The following is a 19963-nucleotide window of genomic DNA, read 5'->3' on the forward strand; positions in this document are numbered from 1 at the left end:
GGCCAGTTGCACGGCCGGCCGCCGGAAACCCCACTGCGTTCATCTTTCAACTAGCTATAATTTATCGACTATCAAGATAACAAGAAACAGTCGAAACAACCGGGGTCGACGGGAACCGGATATCGAACTATTCGGTGGGACTGAACAAAAGCACGGACGGGAGGGCGTCTCAGGAGAAGGCGGGGGCGGACTCGCGGACCACGAGGGAGGTGGGCACGACGAGCGGGCCGGGCGGGGCGGGTTCGCCGTCGAGGAGGGCCAGCAGGAGGCGGGCGGCTTCCTCCCCCATCTCGTGGGACGGCTGGCGGACGGTGGTCAGCGTGGGGCGGGTGTGGCCCGCGATGGTGATGTCGTCGAAGCCGACCACGGCGACGTCGGCCGGGACGGCCCGGCCCGCGCCGCGCAGGCCGTCGAGGACGCCGACGGCCATGAGGTCGTTGTGGGCGAAGACGCCGTCGAAGACCTTGCCATCGGACAGCAGGGACTCCACCGCGGCGCGCCCGCCCTCGCGGGTGAAGTCGCCCTCGGCGCAGAGGGCCTTGTCGAAGGCGACGCCGTGCTCGGCCAGGGTGGCGCAGAAGCCGTCCACGCGGTCGCGGGTGCAGCCGAACTCCGGGGGGCCGGTGAGCAGGGCCAGCCGGGTGCGGCCCAGTGACAGCAGGTGGCGGGCGGCCTCGGCGGCGCCGTCGCGGTTGCTGGTCGCCACCGACGGGAAGCCGGGGTTGTCGCCGCGGTCGTCGATCATCACCACCGGGAGGCCGGACTCGTGCAGGCCGGTGATGTAGTCCAGGGTGCCGGGCGGGGCGATCAGCAGCAGCCCGTCGAACGCCCTGGCCGAGACGTGCCGGGCGAACTGGGTCAGCGACGCCTCGCCCCGGTTCATGGTGTTCAGCAGCAGCCCGTAGCCGCGGGCCTCCAGGACGTCGGCGACGCCCTGGAGCACGTCGCCCATCCACGGCCAGGTGAGGCCGGGCACGAACATGCCCACGGTCTGCGTGCGGCCGCGGGCCAGGCCCACCGCGCGGGCGCTGGGGGTGTAGCCGGTGGCGGCGATGACCTCGCGCACCCGGATGGCGGTGGCGGCGTCGACGTCTTCCTTGTTGTTGAGCACCCGGGAGACAGTCGTCTTGCTGACCCGCGCGCGCCGAGCGATCTCGGCGATGGTGACGCGCATGTGCCCCCCTTCGTGCGAGTGCGGATCGACCGTGGAGTCCCTACGGTGACAACGTGATCACTAGTGAGCTGGCCGCTCTCGCCTCAGCCTACGGCGTCGCAGTGGGCTATGAGGACGGTGCCGGGAGGTGGAAGGACGTCGACGCCGAGGTCGTCGTCGCGGTGTTGGCGCAGCTCGGTGTGTCCGCCGCCACCGCAGAGGAGGTGCGGGCGAGCCTGGCGGCGGTCCCGGGGCAGGTGCTGCCCACGGTGGTCCGCCAGGGGGACCCGGTCGACCTGGGCGCGGGCGAGTTGCTGCTGGAGGACGGCGGCACCGTGGCGGTCGACGGCGTCCTGCCCCCCGACACCCCGCTGGGCTGGCACCGGTTCCGCCGCGGCGGGACCGAGTCCCCGCTGGCCGTCACCCCGGCCCGCCTCGCCCCGGTGCCCAGGACCTGGGGCTGGATGGTCCAGCTCTACGCCCTGCGCTCGGCGACGTCCTGGGGCATCGGCGACTACGCCGACCTGCGCGCGTTCGCCGCGGGCACCGCCGCGCACGGCGCGGGCGCGCTGCTGGTCAGCCCGGTCGGCGCGATCACCCCCGTCGACCCGGTCGAGCCCTCGCCCTACTCCCCGTCCAGCAGGCGCTTCCACAACCCCCTGCTGCTCGCCGTTACCGAGACCGAGGCTTTCCGCGCCGCGTCCCCCGGCCTGCGCGCCGAAGTGCTGGCCCTGCGCCCCGACGACACCGCCGAGCTGATCGACTACGACGCCGTCTGGCACGCCAAGTCCAGGGCCCTGGCCCTGCTCACGCCCGACGACATCCCCGAACCCGAGGGGTCCCTGGCCGAGTTCGCGACCTTCTGCGCCCTCGCCGAGCGCCACGGCCGGGACTGGCGGAGGTGGCCCGCTGGGCTGCGCAGGCCCGACTCCCCGGACGTCGCCGCCGCCCGCCGCGAGCTGGCCGACCGGGTCGCCTTCCACGCCTGGGTGCAGCGCGAGTGCGCGCGGCAGCTCGCCGACGCGCACGCGGGCGCCGCCGAGATGGCCGTCGGCATCCTGCACGACCTGCCGGTCGGCGTGGGCCCCGGCGGCGCGGACGCCTGGGCGCTGCAGGACGTCCTCGCCGCCGACGTCACCGTGGGCGCGCCCCCCGACGCGTTCAGCCCCAAGGGCCAGGACTGGGCGCTGCCGCCGCTGCGCCCCGACCGCCTGGCCCAGAGCGGGTACACCCCGTTCCGCGACATGATCCGCGCCGTGCTCGCCCACGGCGACGGCATCAGGGTCGACCACGTGGCCGGGCTGTGGCGGCTGTGGTGGATTCCGCCGGGCGAGTCCGCCGACCGGGGCACCTACGTCCGCTACGACGGCGCGGCGATGCTCGGCGTCCTGGCCCTGGAGGCGCAGCGGGCCGGGGCGGTGGTCGTGGGGGAGGACCTGGGCACCGTGCCCGAGGAGGTCTCCGACGAGCTGCGCGAGCGCGGCGCGCTGGGCTGCGCGGTGGCGTGGTTCGAGCGCGACGCCCAGGGCGCGCCCGTCCCGCCGCGACAGTGGCCCGCGCGCGCGGTGGCGACGCTGTCCACTCACGACCTGCCGACCGCTTCGGGCTTCCTGTCGGGGGAACACGTCCGGGTGCGGGCGGACCTCGGCCTGCTCGACGACGCGGCCGCCGAGGCGCGCGCCGCCGCGGCCGACCGCGCGGCGCTGCTGGGGCTGCTGTCGGCGGAGGGGCTGCTGGAGCCCGGTGACGACCCCGTCCTCGCCCTGCACCGGCTGCTCGCCCGCACGCCGTGCGACCTCGTCCTGGCGGCGCCGACCGACGTGCTCGGCGACGTCCGCCAGCCCAACCTGCCCGGGACGGTGAAGGAGTACCCGAACTGGCGCATCCGGGTGCGGCCGACAATCGGGGAGCTGATGCTCGACCCGCGGATTCGGCAGGTCGCGGCGCTGCTGGGCAGGCGGATCGACGACTCCGGGCGGTAACACCCCCTATACATTCGCGTGTCAGTGCCCCTATGCTCTCGAAACTGAGAGCGCTCCCAACGCCAAGTCCCAAGCCGTCGGAGTGGACGGCACGGCACGCTGACGTGTCGTTAGGCAAGGAGTTTCGTCGATGGTTTCGAGCCAGAGGCACAGACCACGCAGGCAGGCCCTGCGGGTGGGCGTGGCCGCGGCGGCGACGCTGGTCGCGGGCACCGTGGTGACCACCCCGTCCGCGTTCGCCGACCCGCCCTACGAGCGCGTCGTGGGCGGGCAGTTCACCGGCAGCACCCCCGACCCGTTCTGGAACGGCACCGGCACCACCGGCCGCGTCGTCAACGGCGAGTTCTGCACGAACGTCCCCGGTGGCACCGCGAACCCGTGGGACGCCCTGGTCGGGCAGAACGGCGTGCCGTTCGAGGCGGGCCAGTCCTACACCCTGACCTTCGACGCCCACGCCACCAACCCGCAGCCGGTGGGCGCGGGCGCCGGTGAGGGCGTGGCGCCCTACCGCGAGATCGCGCGCCAGAGCTTCAACGTGACGTCGGTGAAGCAGACCTTCACCTTCACGTTCGACTCCACTTTGGACTTCCCGGAGGCGGGCAGCGGCCAGGTGTCCTTCCACCTGGGCGGACAGGCCGCGGCGAACACCGTCTGCCTGGACAACGTCTCCCTCGTCGGCGGCGTCATCCCGCCCGGCGGCCCCGGCCCCGAGCCCGCGCCGCCGATCAAGGTCAACCAGGTCGCCTACGTGCCCACCGCGGCCAAGCGGGCCACCCTGACCTCCGACTCCGCCACCGCGCTGCCGTGGACGCTGCGCAACGCGGCGGGCACGTCGGTGGCCACCGGCCAGACCAGGCCCAAGGGCGCCGACGCGCTGGCGGGCGAGTCGACGCACATCATCGACTTCTCCACCTACACCACCCCGGGCGCCGGCTACACCCTCGCCGTGGGCGCGGACGTGAGCAAGCCCTTCGACATCGGCACCGAGGACATCGAGTCCCTGCGCGAGGCGTCGCTGGCCTTCTTCTACCACAACCGCAGCGGCATCGAGATCAAGGCGCAGTACGTCGGCGCGGAGCACGCCAGGCCCGCGGGCCACATCGGCGTCGCGCCCAACAAGGGCGACACCTCGGTCCCGTGCCGCCCGAACACCGGCTGCTCCTACAGCCTCGACGTCAGCGGCGGCTGGTACGACGCGGGCGACCACGGCAAGTACGTGGTCAACGGCGGCATCTCGGCCTGGCAGCTGCTCAACCTCTACGAGCGCACCAAGACCCAGGGCGACATCGGCGCCTTCGCCGACGGCAGCCTGGCGATCCCGGAGAACGCCAACGGGGTCTCCGACCTGCTCGACGAGGCGCGCTGGGAGGTCGAGTTCCTGCTGAGCATGCAGGCCCCCGCGGGCAGCGTGAACGCGGGCTGGGTGCACCACAAGATGCACGACAACGCGTGGACCGCCCTGCCGACCATGCCGCACCTGGACGACAAGGCCCGCCACCTGGCCCCGCCGAGCACGGCCGCCACGCTGAACATGGCCGCCGTCGCGGCGCAGGCCGCCCGCATCTGGGCGGGCATCGACCCGGCGTTCTCCGCGCAGGCGCTGAGCGCGGCCCGCACCGCGTACGCCACGGCGAAGAACAACCCGGTCCGCATCGCCAGCCCGGACGACGGCACCGGCGGCGGCTCCTACAGCGACGCCACGGTGTCCGACGAGTTCTACTGGGCGGCCGCGGAGCTGTTCGCCACCACCGGCGAGGCCGGGTACCGCACGGATGTCACCTCCTCGACGCACTTCAAGGGCGCGAGCATCACCGCCCGCGGCTTCGACTGGGGCGCCACCGCCCCCGCCGGTGACCTCACCCTCGCGCTGGTGCCCAACGGCCTGCCCGCCGCGGACATCACCGCGATCAGGTCGGTGATCACCCGCACCGCCGACGCCCACCTGACCCAGATGGCCGAGATGGGCTACCCGGCGCCGTACCGCGAGGGCAACGGCGAGTACGTGTGGGGCTCCAACGGCCTCATCGCGAACAACGCCGTGATCCTGGGCCTGGCGTACGACTTCACCAAGAACGCCAAGTACCGCGACGGGGTCTTCGAGACGCTGGGCTACCTGCTGGGCCGCAACCCGATGGACTACTCCTACGTGACCGGCTACGGCGAGCGCCCGGTGCGCAACGTGCACCACCGGCACTGGGCCAACCAGCTCGACGCCTCCACCCCGATCGCGCCCCCCGGCGTGATGTCGGGCGGGCCGAACAGCGGGCTGCAGGACCCGATCGCGGCCCGGCTGCTGCCCGGCTGCGCGCCGCAGAAGTGCTTCGTCGACCACATCGAGGCGTACTCGCTCAACGAGGTCACGGTCAACTGGAACTCCGCGTTCGCCTGGCTGGCGGGCTGGTCGGCCGAGCACGCCGGGGGCACCCCCGGTGGGGACACCCCGCCGACCGCTCCCGGCACGCCGGTCGCCTCCGCGGTGACCACCACCGGCGCGACCCTGACCTGGCCCGCGTCCACCGACGACAAGGGCGTCGCCGGGTACGAGGTCCTGCGCGTGCAGGGCGACGCCTTCTCGGTCGTGGCCACCGTCACCCAGCCGACCGCGACCCTGACCAACCTGACCCCGGACACGTCCTACACGTACCGGGTGCGGGCCAAGGACACCATCGGGCAGTCATCGCCGATGTCGGCGCCGGTCACCCTGCGCACCAAGCCGGTCTCCGCGGCGGGCTGCAAGGTCGTCTACACGGCCTCCTCGTGGAACAACGGCTTCACCGCCACGGTGACGCTGACCAACACCGGCACGACCGCGTGGTCGGGCTGGAACCTCGGGTTCGCCTTCCCCGGTGACCAGAAGGTCACCCAGGGCTGGTCGGCCACCTGGACCCAGTCCGGGAAGACCGTCGCCGCGAAGAACCTGTCGTGGAACGGCGCCCTCGCCCCGGGCTCGTCGACGAGCATCGGCTTCAACGGCTCGCACTCGGGGGCCAACCCGTCGCCGACCGCCTTCACGGTGAATGGTTCAGCCTGCGGATAGATGTCCCTCCGCACAGGTACGGCCGCCGGTGGCGATCCCACCGGCGGCCGTCGCCGTTTCCCGCCCCCGCTCAGAACGGGAGCTGGGTCCGCAGGCGGTCCAGCCAGCGGTCGAGGCTGATGTCCCAGCGGTCGGGGTCGTAGGTCGCCTGGGCGGTGGCGACGCTCGCGGCGAGGGGTCCGGCGATGCGGTCGGCGTACTGGGGCAGGGCGAACACGGCCTGCCAGTAGTTCTCGCGCATGCGCACGTTGGCGATCCGCACGTAGCCGTCGGTGGCCTGGGCGATGTTCAGGCCGTAGGCGTTCCCGCGGACGTTCGGGCTGTGGTTGGTGACCACGACGACCGTGGGGCGGGCGGCGGTGACCACGTCGGTGGGGTTGGCGCCGTGCGCGATCGGTTCGGAGTTCAGTCCTATGTAGTCGATCGTGGTCCAGTCGCTGTAGTAGGGGATGGCGCCCGCGTCGCTCACCGCGATCGTCCTCGCCTCGGCGGGCACGCCGGCCTGGGCCAGCCCGCGGCCGATGGCGACGTGCGCGCGCTGCAAGTCCGGGCCGTAGACCGCGATCACCGATAGGTCCGGCACCCGCACGCCCGCGGCCGCCACCCCGACGACGGCGGCCACGCCCGCCACCGCCGCGAGCCACCGGGGCCGCCACCCCGAGACGGCCAGGCCCGCGCCAAGGCACAGCACCGGGAACGCGTGGAAGGCGAAGCGGTGCACGTAGTCCATGGTCGGGCCGGACACCGCGTACGTCAGGTACGCCGCCGCGACGGTCGAGACGATCAGCGCGCCCGCCCGGCGGGTGCTGGAGCGGGCGAGCAGGGACAGGGTGAGCACGAGCAGCGGGGCGAGCGCGATCGCGGTCGCCCACAGCCAGAGCCCGCCCGCGGCCACGTTGCCGAACTTGACGTAGAACGTGTTCGGGAACGGGTGCCCGTAGAACGACCACCGCCAGGCGAAGTACGCGCCGCCGACCACGGCCGCCGCGGCCGTCCACACCCACGCGGCCCGCTCACGCCTGTTGTGCCACAGCCACACCGCGAGCGCGGGCAGCGCGGCCACCGCCCCTTCCGGGCGCAGCATGCCCGCCAACAGCAGGAGCGCGGGCGGCTCCCACACGCGCACCGGCCGTCCGTCGAGCACCCGCAGCCCCACCACGACCGCGCGCAGCAGCACCGCGGCGAACGCGACGGTCTCCAGGCCGCCGGTGACGTGGAAGTACGTCGGCACGAACAGCAGGAAGGCGCCCGCGGCGACCAGCCGGCCGAGCCTGCCGCCCGGCTGGGTCGCCAGCAGGGCGACCACCGCGAGCCCGATGAGCAGCGAGGTCACCTTGGCCACCGTCTCCAGCGGCAGGCCGAGCCACGCGAACGGCGTGTGCCAGAGCATCCACGCGAAATTGGTGAAGCCCTCGACCGGGTCCTCGCCGAGGTTCCACACCGGGCCGCTGCCCTCGGCGAGGTTCTCGGAGTACCGGAAGGTGATGAACGCGTCGTCGATGGTGAAGAACCAGGCGGCCCAGCAGCCTGCCAGGAACACCGCGCCGAGTGACGCCACAAGGGTGACCTGGCGTCCGTGCCGATCCAAGAAGGTGCGCACCGCGCCATGGTTCCATCAGGGGATGTGGACGTGGACCGTGGTCTCGGCCGTGCGTCCTCGCAGGACGACCGACTGGTGGGGCCGCCAGTGCGCGCGCTCGCCGGGGGAGGCCCCGGCGACGGCGTCCGCGGAGGCGGCCAGGTTGCCGGGCACGGACTTGGCCAGCTCGGTCAGCCGGGCGGCCTCGTTCACCGGGTCGCCGATGACGGTGTACTCGAAGCGGCGGGCGGCGCCGACGTTGCCCGCCACCGCGGGGCCAGCGGCCACGCCGATGCCCGCCCGGCACTCGGGCACCTCGACGGGCAGGCGCGCGGCGATGGCGCGGGCGGCGGCGAGCGCGCCGCCGGGGGCGTCGGGGAGCTCGACCGGGGCGCCGAAGACGGCGAGGGCGGCGTCGCCGACGAACTTGTTGACGAACCCGCCGTGGGTGTCGACCTCGTCCACCACGACGGCGAAGAAGCGGTTGAGCAGGTCGACGACCTCGGTGGGCGGGCGGGTCGCGGCCAGCGTGGTGGAGCCGACGATGTCGACGAAGACCACCGCGACCGGGCGGACCTCGCCGCCGAGGCGGTCCCCGCCCGCCATCGCGACCTCGGCGACCTCCTGGCCGACGTGGCGGCCGAACAGCTCGCGGAGGCGTTCGCGCTCGCGCAGCCCCACCGCCATCTGGTTGAACCCGGCCTGGAGCATCCCCAGCTCGGTGCCGTCGTACACCGGCACCTCGGCGTCGAGGTCGCCGCGCCGCACCCGCTCCATGCCCGCGCGGACCGAGCGGATCGGGGCGACGGTGTTGCGGGCGCTGAAGACCATCACCAGCAGCCCGGTCACCAGCGCGACCGCGCCCAGGACGAGCACCGTCACCGCCAGCTGCGCGGTGGAGTACCCCCGGACCATGGCGAAGATGGCCACCACGACCAGCCCCGCGACCGGCACCCCGGTGCCCAGCGCCCAGAACAGCAGCGTCCGCACCAGCACCCCGGCGCCCGTGACCCTGGCGGGCGGGTGCCCCGACAGCGCCCGCGCCGCGACCGGGCGCAGCGCGAACTCGCTGAGCAGGTAGGCGTTGGCGCACACCACGATGCCCGCGAACCCGGCGGTGAACCCGACGGTGGTCACCTGCTCGGGCTGGAGCACGGCGAACAGCGCGGTGAACAGCACCGTGGCCAGTCCCCAGAGGAACGCCTGCATCAGAGTGAGGTTCATCGGCACCCGCAGCGCGGCCCGGCGGGCCCGCTCGTCGTCGCGCGGGTCGTGCTCGGGGGCGCCGTCGAGCGCCCAGCGCAGGTCGCGCAGCGCCCACCGGGTGCCCCACACCCCGCCCACGGCGACCGCCACGACGACGTAGGCGGGCACCGCGACCACCGTCACCACCCAGGCCCGGCCGCTCAGCCCCGGCCCGGGGATCACCACCGTGGACAGCACGGCGACCACCGCGGCGCCGATCAGGTTGGCCACCACCAGGGTCACCGTCAGCAGGACCTGCACCCGGGTGCGCAGTGCCCTGCGGTCCTCGCCCAGGGGCCCGAGCAGCCGTGAGCCGAACGGTACGCGGGTGGGGTCGGTGCTCACCCCGGCAATCTACTCACCGGTAGGCTCGCGCGCGTCCCCGGTGGCCGGAACCGGCGGACCCGCACCGGCTACGCTCCGGTCGTGCGCAGCCAAGACCCCCATGACCGCGCGGCCGCCCGGCCTGCCTTCGCCTTCGGCCGGATCGATCTGTTCTGCCTGTTCGCGGTGGTCCCGATGACGCTGGCCGCGGTCATCATGATCGTCGGCGGCCTGCTGCCCGTGGCCCTCGTCCTGATCTTCCTGGCCCTGCTCGTGCTGGTCTTCGACTCCTGGGTCAACCGCCCCGACCCCCGATGACCTGACTCAGGACGCCCGCGCCCGCCACGAAAACACCGCGCCCGCCACGGAAACACTGTGTGCCGCCTGACGTGACGCGCCCCCGTCCTGGTGGTGATGAGGGCTGTCGCCTGGCCCGGGGCCGTGCCCCGGCTTGGTACCGTCCGGCAAGGATCTCGGGAGGGTGGGTACGCCGGTGGAGCACGTGGACGTCCTGATCGTCGGCGCCGGTCTGTCCGGCATCGGGGCCGCCTGCCACCTGCGCGAGCGGGTGCCGGGGGTGCGGCTCGCCATCCTGGAGGCGCGCTCGGCGATCGGCGGGACCTGGGACCTGTTCCGCTACCCCGGGGTGCGCTCCGACTCCGACATGTTCACCCTCGGCTACTCCTTCCGCCCCTGGACCCAGGCCAGGACGATCGCCGACGGGCCCGCCATCCGCGACTACATCCGCGACACCGCCCGCGAGCACGGCGTCGACCGGCAGGTGCGGTTCAACCACCGCGTCACCGCCGCCGCGTGGGACTCCGAGCGGGCCCGCTGGACGGTCTCCGTCGACCGCGACGGGGAGGCCGTCGAGCTGACCTGCGGCTTCCTCTTCGCCTGCACCGGCTACTACCGCTACGACAAGGGCCACACCCCCGACTTCCCCGGCCGGGACCGCTACGCCGGGACCGTCGTGCACCCCCAGCACTGGCCCGAGGACCTGGACTGGACCGGCAAGCGCGTCGCGGTCGTGGGCAGCGGGGCCACAGCCGTCACGCTCGTCCCGGCGCTGGCCGAGAAGGCCGCGCACGTGACGATGGTGCAGCGCTCGCCGAGCTACGTCCTGTCCCTCGGCTCGCGCGACCCCATCGCCGACCTCGCCCGGCGGTTCCTGCCCGCCCGCGTCGCCTACCCGCTGATCCGCTGGAAGAACGCCCTGATCGCCACCGCGTTGTTCCAGCTCTCGCGGCGGCGGCCCAACGCCGTGCGCGGGCTGATCCGCTGGGACGCCCGGCGCAGGCTGCCGGCGGGCTACCCGGTCGACACCCACTTCCGGCCGCGCTATGACCCCTGGGACCAGCGCCTGTGCTTCGTGCCGGACGGGGACCTGTTCCGCGTGCTCAAGGAGGGCGGCGCGGAGGTGGTGACCGACGCGGTGGCGGGGTTCACCGAGACCGGGCTGGCACTGGAGTCCGGGGCGCGGGTCGACGCCGACATCGTCGTCACCGCGACCGGGCTGGCGGTGCTCGCCTTCGGCGGCCTGGAGCTGACCGTCGACGGGACCAAGGTCGACCTCGCCGACACCGTGGCGTACAAGGGGATGATGCTCAGCGGCGTCCCCAACCTGGCCGTCGCCATCGGGTACACCAACGCCTCCTGGACGCTCAAGTGCGACCTCGTCGCCGAGTACGTGTGCAGGCTCCTGCGGCACATGCGCTCGCGCGGGCTGCGCCAGGTGACCCCGCTGGCCCCGGACCCGGCCCTGCCGACCGAGCCGTTCATCGACCTCAAGTCCGGCTACGTCACGCGCGACCTCGACAAGCTGCCCCGCCAGGGCCACGCGGCGCCCTGGCGGCTGCACCAGAACTACCCCCGCGACGTGGCCATGCTCCGCCACGGTTCGATCGAGGACGTCGGGGTCCGGTTCACCTGAGCGCCGGGCGGGCACACGCACAAGGAGACGCATGGCAAAGCTCATCTACTCGATGGTCACCTCGCTCGACGGCTACGCCGAGGCGGCGGAGGGCGGCCTCGGCACCGGGGCCGACGACCCGGAGGTGCACACCTTCATCAACGACCTCTTCCGCCCCGTCGGCACGTACCTCTACGGCAGGCGGATGTACGAGACCATGCTCTACTGGGAGACCGCGCACACCGAGCCCGACCAGCCGCCGCACATCCTGCAGTACGCCCGCGACTGGCAGGCCGCGGAGAAGGTCGTGTACTCCACGACGCTGGAGTCGGTGTCCAGCGCGAAGACCAGGATCGAGCGGACCTTCGACCCGGACGCGGTGCGCGCGCTCAAGGCCGAGGCCGATCACGACCTCACCGTCGACGGCCCCACCCTCGCGGCGCAGGCCATCGCGGCTGGCCTGGTGGACGAGTACCACCTATTCATCACCACGAGCGTGGTCGGCGGCGGCAAGCGGTTCTTCCCCGACGGCGTGCGCCTGGACCTCGACCTGGTCGAGGAGCGCGCCTTCGCCAGCGGACTGGTCTACGCGCACTACCGGACCCGCTAGACCAGGTCGCCCGCGAACGGCATGGTGCGCCAGTGCGCCAGCGACGGCGCCAGGCCCTCGGTGAGCACCGGCAGTTGCGGGACGAGCGCCAGGCAGGAGACCACCTGCAGCATTCGGGCGGCGTCCATCACCTTCTGCGCGCGCGGGTCGGTGGCGCGCAGGCCCAGGGCCGTGGCGCGCTCGTCGTAGGCGGCGATGTGGTCGGGCGGCATCAGCGCCAGGTCCCACTCGACCGGACCGGCGGTGACCAGCTCGAAGTCGGAGAACAGCGGGCCGTCGGCGGTGTGGAGCAGGTTGTAGGCCGGGGAGTCGCCGTGGATCGGCTGCACCGACGCCTCCGGGAACGCCTCGGCGAAGGCGGCCCGGTCGGTCAGGACCGGGCGCAGCGCCGCCCACTCCGCGCGGGCCCTGGCCAGGTCGTCGGCGGGCAGCAGGTCGGGGCGCTCGGCCACCCGGTCGAGGCTGTCGGTCACCGACTCGTCCATCGACGTCATGAACGGCAGCTCGCCCGGGTAGTCGCGCAGCGCGGCGTGCAGGCGAGCGGACTCGGCGCACTGGGCCAGGTAGTCCGGCTCGGTGGCCAGGGTCGGCACCCACTGCCAGAACGTCATCATGAACCCGTCGCGCGCCACCGGCTCCCTCGGCACCAGCGGGCTCGGCGGCACCACCGGGAACCCGATCTCCGCCAGCCACGCCGCCACCGCCAGCTCCGCGCGCTGGCGCTCGGCCTGGACGTGGGGCCGGCTCGACGGCGCCAGCACCGTCGGCACCCGGACCACCACGGGGGCGGGCGCCAGGTGCACCACGACGGAGAAGACGTCGTGCAGCACGGTCGGGTCGGTGGACTCGATGCCCAGCGCGCGCCCGGCCGCGGTGGCGGCGGCGAGGGCGCGTTCGGTGCGGTTGTCGGTGGCGCTCATCAGAGAGATCTTGACATGCCCGCGCCCACCCTCGTGCGCCGAAGGTCGGATGCTCCGCCTTCGGCGTGTTGAACAATCCTACGAACCATCGCCGTAGGATTGTTCAACAATTGATTGAGGAGGGTCCTGATCTCGGGTTCGCCGTGCTCGGCGGGCGCGCCATCGTCGAGGGGCCGACGTGGTGGCGGGTGTGCCCGCCGAGCACGGAGTCAGCGGCAGGCCCGGCCGTTGAGGGTGAAGGCCGTGGGCGCGGTGTTCGCCGCGCCCTTGGCGCCCAGGAAGCCGAACTGGACCGAGGCGCCCGGGGCGATCACGCGGTTCCAGTCGGCGTTGGTCGCGGTGACCGCGGCGCCCTGCTGGGTGATCGTCGCGTTCCACGCCTGGGTGACCCGCTGGCCGTCGGCGTAGGTCCAGCCCACCGACCAGCCCGCGACCGGGGTGGCGCCGGTGTTGGTGAGCGTGGCCTCGGCCTGGAAACCGGTGCCCCACTGGCTGAACACCCGGTAGGTGACCGTGCACGCCGCCTGCGGCGCGGTGGACCGGAAGGACACCTTGTGCAGCTGGCCCGGCAGGTCGTTGACGAGGTAGATCTCGCCCGCCGCGTCGGTGCCGAAGCTGGTCACCTGGATGGGGAACTCGCCGACGCGGGCGCTGGTGTGGGTGCCGTCGGCGTTGGCGCGGATGGCGAAGGCGGGGTTGGTGCAGTAGTCCGAGGCGATGTAGACGCCCGCGGCGATGTCGGCGAACCGGGCGCCCCGGTAGACGTGCCCGCCGATGACCGCGCAGCCCTCGACCGAGGTCTGGTAGGTGAACACCGGGTCCACATAGGACTTGGTGGCGTCGCACCGGCTGGCGTTGAACACCGCGGTGCCCTCGCGGCAGGACCAGCCCAGGTTGGCGCCGCCCTGGTCGGCGCGCAGGTGGTCGACCTCCTCCAGGGTGCCCTGGCCGACGTCGGCGATCCACAGCGAGTTGTCCGCCGGGTCGAAGGAGAAGCGCCAGGGGTTGCGCAGGCCGTGGGCCCAGATCTCCGGGCGCGCGCCCGCGACGCCGACCAGCGGGTTGTCCTGGGGGACGCAGTAGGTCGGGCAGCTCACGTCCAGGCGCAGGATCTTGCCGAGCAGCGTGTCCACCCGCTGGCCCGCATTGAACGGGTCGCCCGCGCTGCCGCCGTCGCCGATGCCCCAGTACAGCAGGCCGTCGTTGTCGAAGGCGAGCTGCCCGCCGTTGTGGTTGGAATAGGTGGCGTGGTCCTGGCTGAGCAGCTCGGTCAGGACGCGGTTGCCGAGGGTGTAGCGCGCCAGGGTGACGGCGTTGTCCCTGATCCTGGTGTACGCCAGGTACAGCGCCTGGTCGGTGCGGAAGTCGGGGGAGGGGGCGATGCCGAGCAGGCCGCGCTCGTTGCCGCTGATGCTGACCGCGGCGGTGATGTCGGCCAGTGGCTGCGCGGCCAGGCCGGTGTCGGGGTGGTACACCCGGATGGTGCCGACCTTCTCGGTGATGAACAGCCTGCCGCTGCCGTCGTCCGGGGCGGCGATCGCGGTCGGCCGGTTGAGTCCGAACGCGACCTGCGTCGTCTCCACGGCCAGGTTCGCCAGGTCCGCCTGCGTGGTGCCCGCCTGAGTGGCGCCTGCCTGGGTGGCGCCCACTTGCGCGGCGCCCGCCTGGGGGGCGGCCACCGCCGCGGTGCCGATGAGGACGGCCGTCAGGGCCGCCGCGCGCATGCCTCGTCGCATGTCGTACTCCTGCCTTCTCTGGGAGCGCTCCCAGATTGGCCCCGTTCGGTTGCCGTGTCAACCGTCAACCGGCGGCGCAGGCGTCCAGGAGGGTGTGGACCAGGGTGGTGGCCGGGGTGGGGACGCCGTGCGCGCGGCCGAGGCGGACGACCACGCCGGTGATCAGGTCGGTTTCCATCGGCCTGCCCGCGAGCCGGTCGTAGAGCATGGACGTGCCGTCCGCGCCGTCGAAGCCGCGGTAGAAGTCCAGGGTGGCGGTGATGTCGGCGGGGCCGAGGTCGGCGCCCGCGGCGCGGCCGACGGCGACGACCTCGCGCAGCAGGGCCTCGGTCAGGTCCGGTATCCCCGCGGACCCCATGACCTCCATGCGGCGCAGGGTGAGCGCGGTGATCGGGTTGGCGGCGGCGTTGCCGAGCAGCTTCCGCCAGGCCGCGGTGGGGAAGTCGGCGACCTGGCGCACGGCGAGGCCGGAGCCGCCGAGAAGTTCGCCGAAGGCGTGGCGTGGGTCGGTGAGCACCGGGACGGGGATCTCTCGGCGGACATTGTCCACGCGCAGCGCCAAACCGGGTGTCGCGCGTCGTGCGCAGACCACTGTGTCCAGACCGGCGGCGTGGGCGGCGTGGGCGAAGATCGTGCCCACCGAACCGGAGCCGACAATCGCCATCGTCGTCACGTCAGGGCCCCTGGGTGGTTGCCGGCGATCGTACGTGGCGCCCACCGCGCGCGCAGAACGGTTGTTTCGACCGGGAAAGGCCGCTACCCGGTGAATTCCCGTGCGGCGAGGATGGCGCGGGCCCGCGCCCGGCCCCAGTTCCACTCGGCGGGGCCGTCGCCGGTCATCCTCGCGGCGTGCTCGGCGAGGACGTCGCCGCGGACCGGGTCGGGCAGCCCGGCCAGGGCGGGTACGGCGTCGGCGGAGAGCCCGGCGAGGTAGTCGGCGTCGACGCGGCCGGTCTCGGCGTGGCGCTGGACGTTCCACTCGGCGACGAAGCCCTCCGGGCTGAGGACGGCCAGTCCGAGCAGCACGCCGAGACCGCTGCCGAGCACCGCGCGCGGCAGCAGGCCCGCCCGCAGCCGCCGCCCGGCCGCCAAGATCATCAGACACACCACGCCGAGCCAGAGTTCGGCGACGCCCACCAGCAGCCGCAGCACGGTGAAGCCGTAGGTCTGCTGGTAGAGCCACAGGCGCCCGAGTGCCGAGGCGACGATGACCAGCGTCGCGACGGTCAGCGCGCCGAGCAGCCCCCGCAGCCACACCCTCTCCAGGACCGTGCCGGTCGGCGCGACCCGGGCGGTCACCGCGATGACGGCCAGGGTGAGCGCGGTGACCACGAGCAGCTGCCAGAACCCCGAGCGCGCGTACACCGCGTAGGTCAGCTCCGCGGTGCGCGCCACGTGCGCGTCACCGCCGAACAGGGCCGCCACCTGCACCCCGATGAACACCGCGAACAGCGCCACCAGCACGGCGACCGGCAGCGCCCACTCCACCAGCGCCACCCGCGGCCACGCCGTCGGCGCGCGGTCCGCCGGGAGCGGCGCCTCGCGGAGGAAGGCCACCCCGCCGACCAGGAGCGCGGCCACGCCGAACACCACGAGACCCGGCCCGGCGGCCACCCCGGTGATGTCCGGCGCGACGTCCTCGACCAGCTCCGCGAACGCCGCGTCCGCCGCCGCGAACAGCGACCCGAACAGCGCCAGCAGCCCGGCCCCGATCACGAGCGAGCGCCCGATCCGCGGCCCGCCGCGCCTGCTCCGCGCCGCCACCCACGCCCCGGACACCAGCCACGGCACGGCGCGCACACCGGCGGTGAGCACCGCGCCCGCGCCCACCGCGAGCCCGCGGAGCGACCGTCCACCCGCGACCGACCCACCTGTGACCGACCCACCTGTGACGGACAGCGACAGGCACACGACGGCTCCGAGGTGGCACAGCGCGAAAAGCCACGGCGCGGCCCGCACGGCACTCGTCGCCATCAGCGCCAGGCCGAGCGCCAGCCAGCCCCACCGCACGACACCGCCCCGTCCCAGCACCACAACAGCCACCACCACCGCGCCCGCCGCCACCGCCCACCCGACGCCGACCCGGTCGACGGGCACCACGGCCGCCGCCACCAGCGCCGCGCCGCCGACAATCGCGAGCACCCGCCGGGACGCGGGCGCGCCGGGCGTTGCCCACTCCCGGTCCTTCACCATCGGCCCGGAGCCGACTTTCCCGGTCGTCGTGTCCGAAGAGGACTGGGTGGAGGTGGTTTCGGGCATGGGTTCTCCTGGTTCGGGCAGGGTCGAGCGCCCTGGGCGCGCGGTTCGGAGCAGGGGCTCGGTGGGGCGGACGGACGGTTGACGCGGCAGCCGCGACCGCACGCGGGGTGATGTGGAAAGTGGCGGGTGCGGTGGGTGGGCAGGGTTGAGCGCCCCGAGTGCGTGGTTCGGGGGTGGGTCAGGCGGGCAAGGTGATGCGGATGCGGCAGCCGCGGTCGGAGTCGACGACGGCGATGGTGCCGCCGTGGAGGTCGACGGCCCAGCGGGCGATGGCCAGACCGAGTCCGGTCCCGCCGCCGGGGGCGCGCTCGCCCCGGGTGAAGCGGCCGAAGACCAGGGCGCGCTCGGCGGGGTCGATGCCGGGGCCGTCGTCGGCGACCTCCAGGCGGAGTCCACTGTGGTCGGCGGTGGCCAGCACCCGCACCTCGCCGTCGGCAGGCCCGTGGCGGACGGCGTTGTCGAGGAGGTTCACCAGGACCTGGTGCAGGCGCTCGGGATCGGCGTTGACGGTGGCCGCGGCCGGGCTGACGCTGGTGTGGAAGGTGGGGGTGCGGCCGGTGGCCACGGCGTTGACCTCGGCCTCGGCGACGACGTCGGCCAGCAGCGGGGCCACCGCGACCGGGCCGAGGCGCAGCGGGTGGGCGCCGGCGTCGATGCGGGAGAGGTCGAGCAGCTCGGCGACCAGGCGGCCGAGGCGCTCGGTCTGGGCGAGCGCGGTGCGCATGGTGGTGGGGTCGGCGGGGCTGACGCCGTCGACGATGTTCTCCAGGACCGCCTGGAGGGCGGTGATCGGGGTGCGCAGCTCGTGGGAGACGTTGGCGATCAGCTCCCTGCGGGTCCGGTCGACGGCGGCGAGGTCGGCGCTCATCTGGTTGAACGCCCGGCCCAGCTCGCCCACCTCGTCGCGGGCGGTGACCCGCACCCTGCGGGAGTAGTCGCCGCGGGCCATCGCGCGGGCGGCGGCGGTCATCTCGCGCAGCGGGCGGGTCATGCCGTGGGCGAGGACCTGCGAGGTCAGCAGGGCGCCGACGATCGCGGTGAGCGAGGTGCCCGGGGGTATCCAGCCGATGTTCCACCAGAAGAAGACCAGGGCCGCGCTGCCCGAGGCGACCAGCAGGATGCCGATCTTCACCTTGATCGACCGGACCGGGTCGAGCGGGCGGGGCAGCAGCTCCGCCATCGCCTGCAGCCGCGCGGTCACCGGGTCATCTCCAAGGCGTAGCCGACGCCGTGGACGGTGCGGATCAGGTCGGCGCCCAGTTTGCGGCGCAGTGCCTTGACGTGGCTGTCGACGGTGCGGGTGCCCGCGGCGTCCGACCAGTTCCAGATCTCGGCCAGCAGGCGTTCGCGGGGCTGCACGGCGCGCGGGCGCGCGGCGAGGTAGGCGAGGAGTTCGAACTCGATGGGGGTCAGGTGCGCCTCGACGCCCGCGCGCCGCACCCGGCGCTCGACGGGGTCGACCTCCAGGTCGCCGACGACGACCGGGGCGGTGGCGCTGGTGGTCCGCTCGACGCGGCGCAGCAGGGCGTGGACGCGGGCGGCCAGCTCGCGCAGGGAGAACGGCTTGGTCATGTAGTCGTCGGCGCCCACCCCGAGGCCCACCAGCATGTCGGTCTCGTCGTCGCGGGCGGTGAGCATGAGCACCGGCACCGGGCGCTCGGCCTGCACGCGTCGGCACACCTCCAGGCCGTCGAAACCGGGCAGCATGACGTCCAGGACCACCACGTCCGGCGGGTTCGCCGCCGCGGCGGCCACCCCGGACGGCCCGTCACAGGCCACCTCGACGGTGAACCCCTCCGCGCGCAGCCGCGCGGCCAGCGACTCGGCGATGGTCTGCTCGTCCTCGACCACCAGCACCCGCTTGTTGCCCATGCCGCCGACTCTAAGCAGCGGTTGTGGGCGAGCCCGGGGCGAGGTGTGAACGTTGTGTGGAGGTCAGCCGGTCCAGAACTCCCAGAACGCCTGGAGGGCGAGCGCCACGATGACCACGTACCACAGGGCCAGCACCACGCTGTGCACGTGACGCAGCGTCGGCAGCTCGAAGGTGTCCAGGGTCGTGTACCAGAACAGCGGGATCATGACGACCCACACGACCACGCAGTACGGGCACAGGGCGCGGATGTCGTACAGGCTGGACACGATCAGCCAGTGCGTGAACAGCACCCCGAGGGTGACCCCGGCCTGCATCCCCAGCCGGAACCAGCGCGGCGGACGGAACCCGGCCAGCCCGACCACGCCGACGGTCACCACGACGGCGAACGCGGCGATGCCCAGCAGCGGGTTGGGGAAGCCGAACGCGGCGGCCTGCGGGCTCTCCATCACCGACCCGCACGAGACGATCGGGTTGATCGAGCACAGCGGCACGTGGTCGGGGTCGGCCAAGACGGCCAGCTTCTCCAGGGTCAGCGCCACCGCCGCGGCCAGCCCCAGGCAGCCGCCGACGACGTAGAGCCAGGCCAGGGCCCTGTTCACGCGGCCAGTTCCCGGTCGAGGAGCTCGCGCAGCGCGCGGTCGGCATCGGCGAAGGTCTCCCCGGACGGGGTGAACCTCCCGCCGTTGACGAAGATCGACGGCGTGCCGGAGACGCCCGCGGCCTTGCCGTCGGCGATGTCCTTGTCGACGCGCGCCTGGACGGCGGGGTTGTCCAGGTCCGCGGTGAACCGCGCGAGGTCGAGGCCGATGTCCCGGGCGTGGGTCTCGAACACCCCGGCCGCGCGGGCGGTGTCGTCGCTGAGCGACTGGCCATCCGGGGCGAGCGCCCAGGTGCCGTAGTTGTCGTAGAGCGCGTGGTACATCTCGCCGAACTTGCCCTGCTCGGCGGCGGCCTCCGCGGCGCGGGCGGCGGGCATCCCCAGCGGGTGCGAGGTCAGCGGGAAGTTCCGGACCACGAAGGTGACCCGCCCCGCGTAGTCCTTCTCCAGCGTCTTGATGACGTTGACGTAGTACCCGGCGCAGGCCGGGCACTGGTAGTCCAGGAACTCCGTCACGGTCACCTTGCCGTCGGGCGCCTCGGTGAGCTTGTGGCTGCCGGGCGGGGACAGCACGTCGGCGGGCGCCGCGCCGGGGGCGGGGTCCGGGGAGCGGTTGAACAGCAGGAGGCCACCGACGACCAGGACGGCCGCCACGACCACCACCGCCGTCATGATCACGTTCATGGACACCCCGGGCGCGGGGTTCTTGCTGCGTGTCATCTGTGCGGGTTCACC

16 protein-coding genes are annotated in these 19963 nt (G+C 73.4%); 5 read left to right on the forward strand and 11 right to left on the reverse strand.

Annotated elements, in window-relative coordinates; all coding sequences use genetic code 11:
- Nucleotides 1-169: 169 nt before the first annotated feature.
- A complete protein-coding gene (locus ACTG9Q_RS25225; RefSeq protein ID WP_455575370.1) occupies nt 170-1174 on the reverse strand; it encodes a LacI family DNA-binding transcriptional regulator in 1005 nt (334 codons plus the stop codon).
- Nucleotides 1175-1230: 56 nt separating this feature from the next.
- Between ACTG9Q_RS25225 and malQ the strand changes: the two genes are divergently transcribed.
- A complete protein-coding gene (gene malQ / locus ACTG9Q_RS25230) occupies nt 1231-3135 on the forward strand; it encodes a 4-alpha-glucanotransferase (RefSeq protein WP_455575529.1) in 1905 nt (634 codons plus the stop codon).
- 130 nt (nt 3136-3265) lie between these two features.
- Entirely contained in the window at nt 3266-6172 is a 2907-nt protein-coding gene (locus tag ACTG9Q_RS25235; protein ID WP_455575371.1) for a glycoside hydrolase family 9 protein, read from the forward strand.
- 70 nt (nt 6173-6242) lie between these two features.
- On the opposite strand, the gene ACTG9Q_RS25240 is transcribed toward ACTG9Q_RS25235, so the two are convergent.
- Nucleotides 6243-7772, reverse strand: coding sequence for a hypothetical protein (locus ACTG9Q_RS25240; RefSeq protein ID WP_455575372.1), 1530 nt, complete (start codon nt 7770-7772; stop codon nt 6243-6245).
- Nucleotides 7773-7787: 15 nt separating this feature from the next.
- A complete protein-coding gene (locus ACTG9Q_RS25245; RefSeq protein WP_455575373.1) occupies nt 7788-9341 on the reverse strand; it encodes an adenylate/guanylate cyclase domain-containing protein in 1554 nt (517 codons plus the stop codon).
- An 81-nt stretch (nt 9342-9422) separates the two neighbouring features.
- On the opposite strand from ACTG9Q_RS25245, the gene ACTG9Q_RS25250 reads away from it, so the two are divergent.
- From ACTG9Q_RS25250 to ACTG9Q_RS25260, 3 genes are all read left to right on the forward strand, one after another.
- Complete coding sequence (locus ACTG9Q_RS25250) at nt 9423-9638, forward strand: hypothetical protein (RefSeq protein ID WP_455575374.1); 216 nt, start codon at nt 9423-9425, stop codon at nt 9636-9638.
- 163 nt (nt 9639-9801) lie between these two features.
- Nucleotides 9802-11253 (forward strand): flavin-containing monooxygenase, encoded by a 1452-nt coding sequence (locus ACTG9Q_RS25255; protein ID WP_455575375.1) that lies wholly within the window; start codon nt 9802-9804, stop codon nt 11251-11253.
- A 31-nt stretch (nt 11254-11284) separates the two neighbouring features.
- Nucleotides 11285-11842 carry a dihydrofolate reductase family protein gene (locus ACTG9Q_RS25260; protein WP_455575376.1) on the forward strand — a complete coding sequence of 186 codons (558 nt, stop codon included), beginning with the start codon at nt 11285-11287 and terminating at the stop codon, nt 11840-11842.
- Here ACTG9Q_RS25260 and ACTG9Q_RS25265 read toward each other — a convergent pair.
- The 8 genes from ACTG9Q_RS25265 to ACTG9Q_RS25300 form a co-directional block, all read right to left on the reverse strand.
- Complete coding sequence (locus ACTG9Q_RS25265; protein WP_455575377.1) at nt 11839-12762, reverse strand: phosphotransferase; 924 nt, start codon at nt 12760-12762, stop codon at nt 11839-11841. The genes ACTG9Q_RS25260 and ACTG9Q_RS25265 overlap by 4 nt on opposite strands.
- Nucleotides 12763-12971: 209 nt before the next feature.
- Nucleotides 12972-14498, reverse strand: a complete 1527-nt coding sequence (locus tag ACTG9Q_RS25270; protein WP_455575378.1) for a PQQ-dependent sugar dehydrogenase — start codon at nt 14496-14498, stop codon at nt 12972-12974.
- Nucleotides 14499-14562: 64 nt separating this feature from the next.
- Nucleotides 14563-15162 carry a ketopantoate reductase C-terminal domain-containing protein gene (locus ACTG9Q_RS25275; RefSeq protein WP_455575379.1) on the reverse strand — a complete coding sequence of 200 codons (600 nt, stop codon included), beginning with the start codon at nt 15160-15162 and terminating at the stop codon, nt 14563-14565.
- Nucleotides 15163-15254: 92 nt separating this feature from the next.
- The gene (locus ACTG9Q_RS25280) at nt 15255-16757 is read right to left on the reverse strand and encodes a DUF4153 domain-containing protein (protein WP_455575380.1); all 1503 of its coding nucleotides are present in this window, start codon (nt 16755-16757) and stop codon (nt 15255-15257) included.
- 178 nt (nt 16758-16935) lie between these two features.
- A complete protein-coding gene (locus tag ACTG9Q_RS25285; RefSeq protein ID WP_455575530.1) occupies nt 16936-17937 on the reverse strand; it encodes a HAMP domain-containing sensor histidine kinase in 1002 nt (333 codons plus the stop codon).
- A 17-nt stretch (nt 17938-17954) separates the two neighbouring features.
- Complete coding sequence (locus ACTG9Q_RS25290) at nt 17955-18629, reverse strand: response regulator transcription factor (protein WP_455575381.1); 675 nt, start codon at nt 18627-18629, stop codon at nt 17955-17957.
- A gap of 63 nt (nt 18630-18692) precedes the next feature.
- Nucleotides 18693-19229 (reverse strand): vitamin K epoxide reductase family protein, encoded by a 537-nt coding sequence (locus ACTG9Q_RS25295; protein ID WP_455575382.1) that lies wholly within the window; start codon nt 19227-19229, stop codon nt 18693-18695.
- Nucleotides 19226-19948: a DsbA family protein gene (locus ACTG9Q_RS25300; RefSeq protein WP_455575383.1), complete on the reverse strand. Its 723-nt coding sequence runs from the start codon at nt 19946-19948 to the stop codon at nt 19226-19228. The genes ACTG9Q_RS25295 and ACTG9Q_RS25300 overlap by 4 nt, the downstream gene beginning before the upstream one ends.
- Between the last annotated feature and the right edge of the window lie 15 nt (nt 19949-19963).

Source organism: Actinokineospora lacus, from assembly GCF_053813445.1.

Bases quoted from the DNA above. Each gene is read 5' to 3' on its own strand.
- ACTG9Q_RS25225 (WP_455575370.1), bottom strand. From the start codon at position 1,174: ATGCGCGTCACCATCGCCGAGATCGCTCGGCGCGCGCGGGTCAGCAAG.
- ACTG9Q_RS25235 (WP_455575371.1), top strand. From the start codon at position 3,266: ATGGTTTCGAGCCAGAGGCACAGACCACGCAGGCAGGCCCTGCGGGTG.
- ACTG9Q_RS25260 (WP_455575376.1), top strand. From the start codon at position 11,285: ATGGCAAAGCTCATCTACTCGATGGTCACCTCGCTCGACGGCTACGCC.
- ACTG9Q_RS25265 (WP_455575377.1), bottom strand. From the start codon at position 12,762: ATGAGCGCCACCGACAACCGCACCGAACGCGCCCTCGCCGCCGCCACC.
- ACTG9Q_RS25270 (WP_455575378.1), bottom strand. From the start codon at position 14,498: ATGCGACGAGGCATGCGCGCGGCGGCCCTGACGGCCGTCCTCATCGGC.
- ACTG9Q_RS25275 (WP_455575379.1), bottom strand. From the start codon at position 15,162: ATGGCGATTGTCGGCTCCGGTTCGGTGGGCACGATCTTCGCCCACGCC.
- ACTG9Q_RS25280 (WP_455575380.1), bottom strand. From the start codon at position 16,757: ATGCCCGAAACCACCTCCACCCAGTCCTCTTCGGACACGACGACCGGG.
- ACTG9Q_RS25285 (WP_455575530.1), bottom strand. From the start codon at position 17,937: ATGGCGGAGCTGCTGCCCCGCCCGCTCGACCCGGTCCGGTCGATCAAG.
- ACTG9Q_RS25290 (WP_455575381.1), bottom strand. From the start codon at position 18,629: ATGGGCAACAAGCGGGTGCTGGTGGTCGAGGACGAGCAGACCATCGCC.
- ACTG9Q_RS25300 (WP_455575383.1), bottom strand. From the start codon at position 19,948: ATGACACGCAGCAAGAACCCCGCGCCCGGGGTGTCCATGAACGTGATC.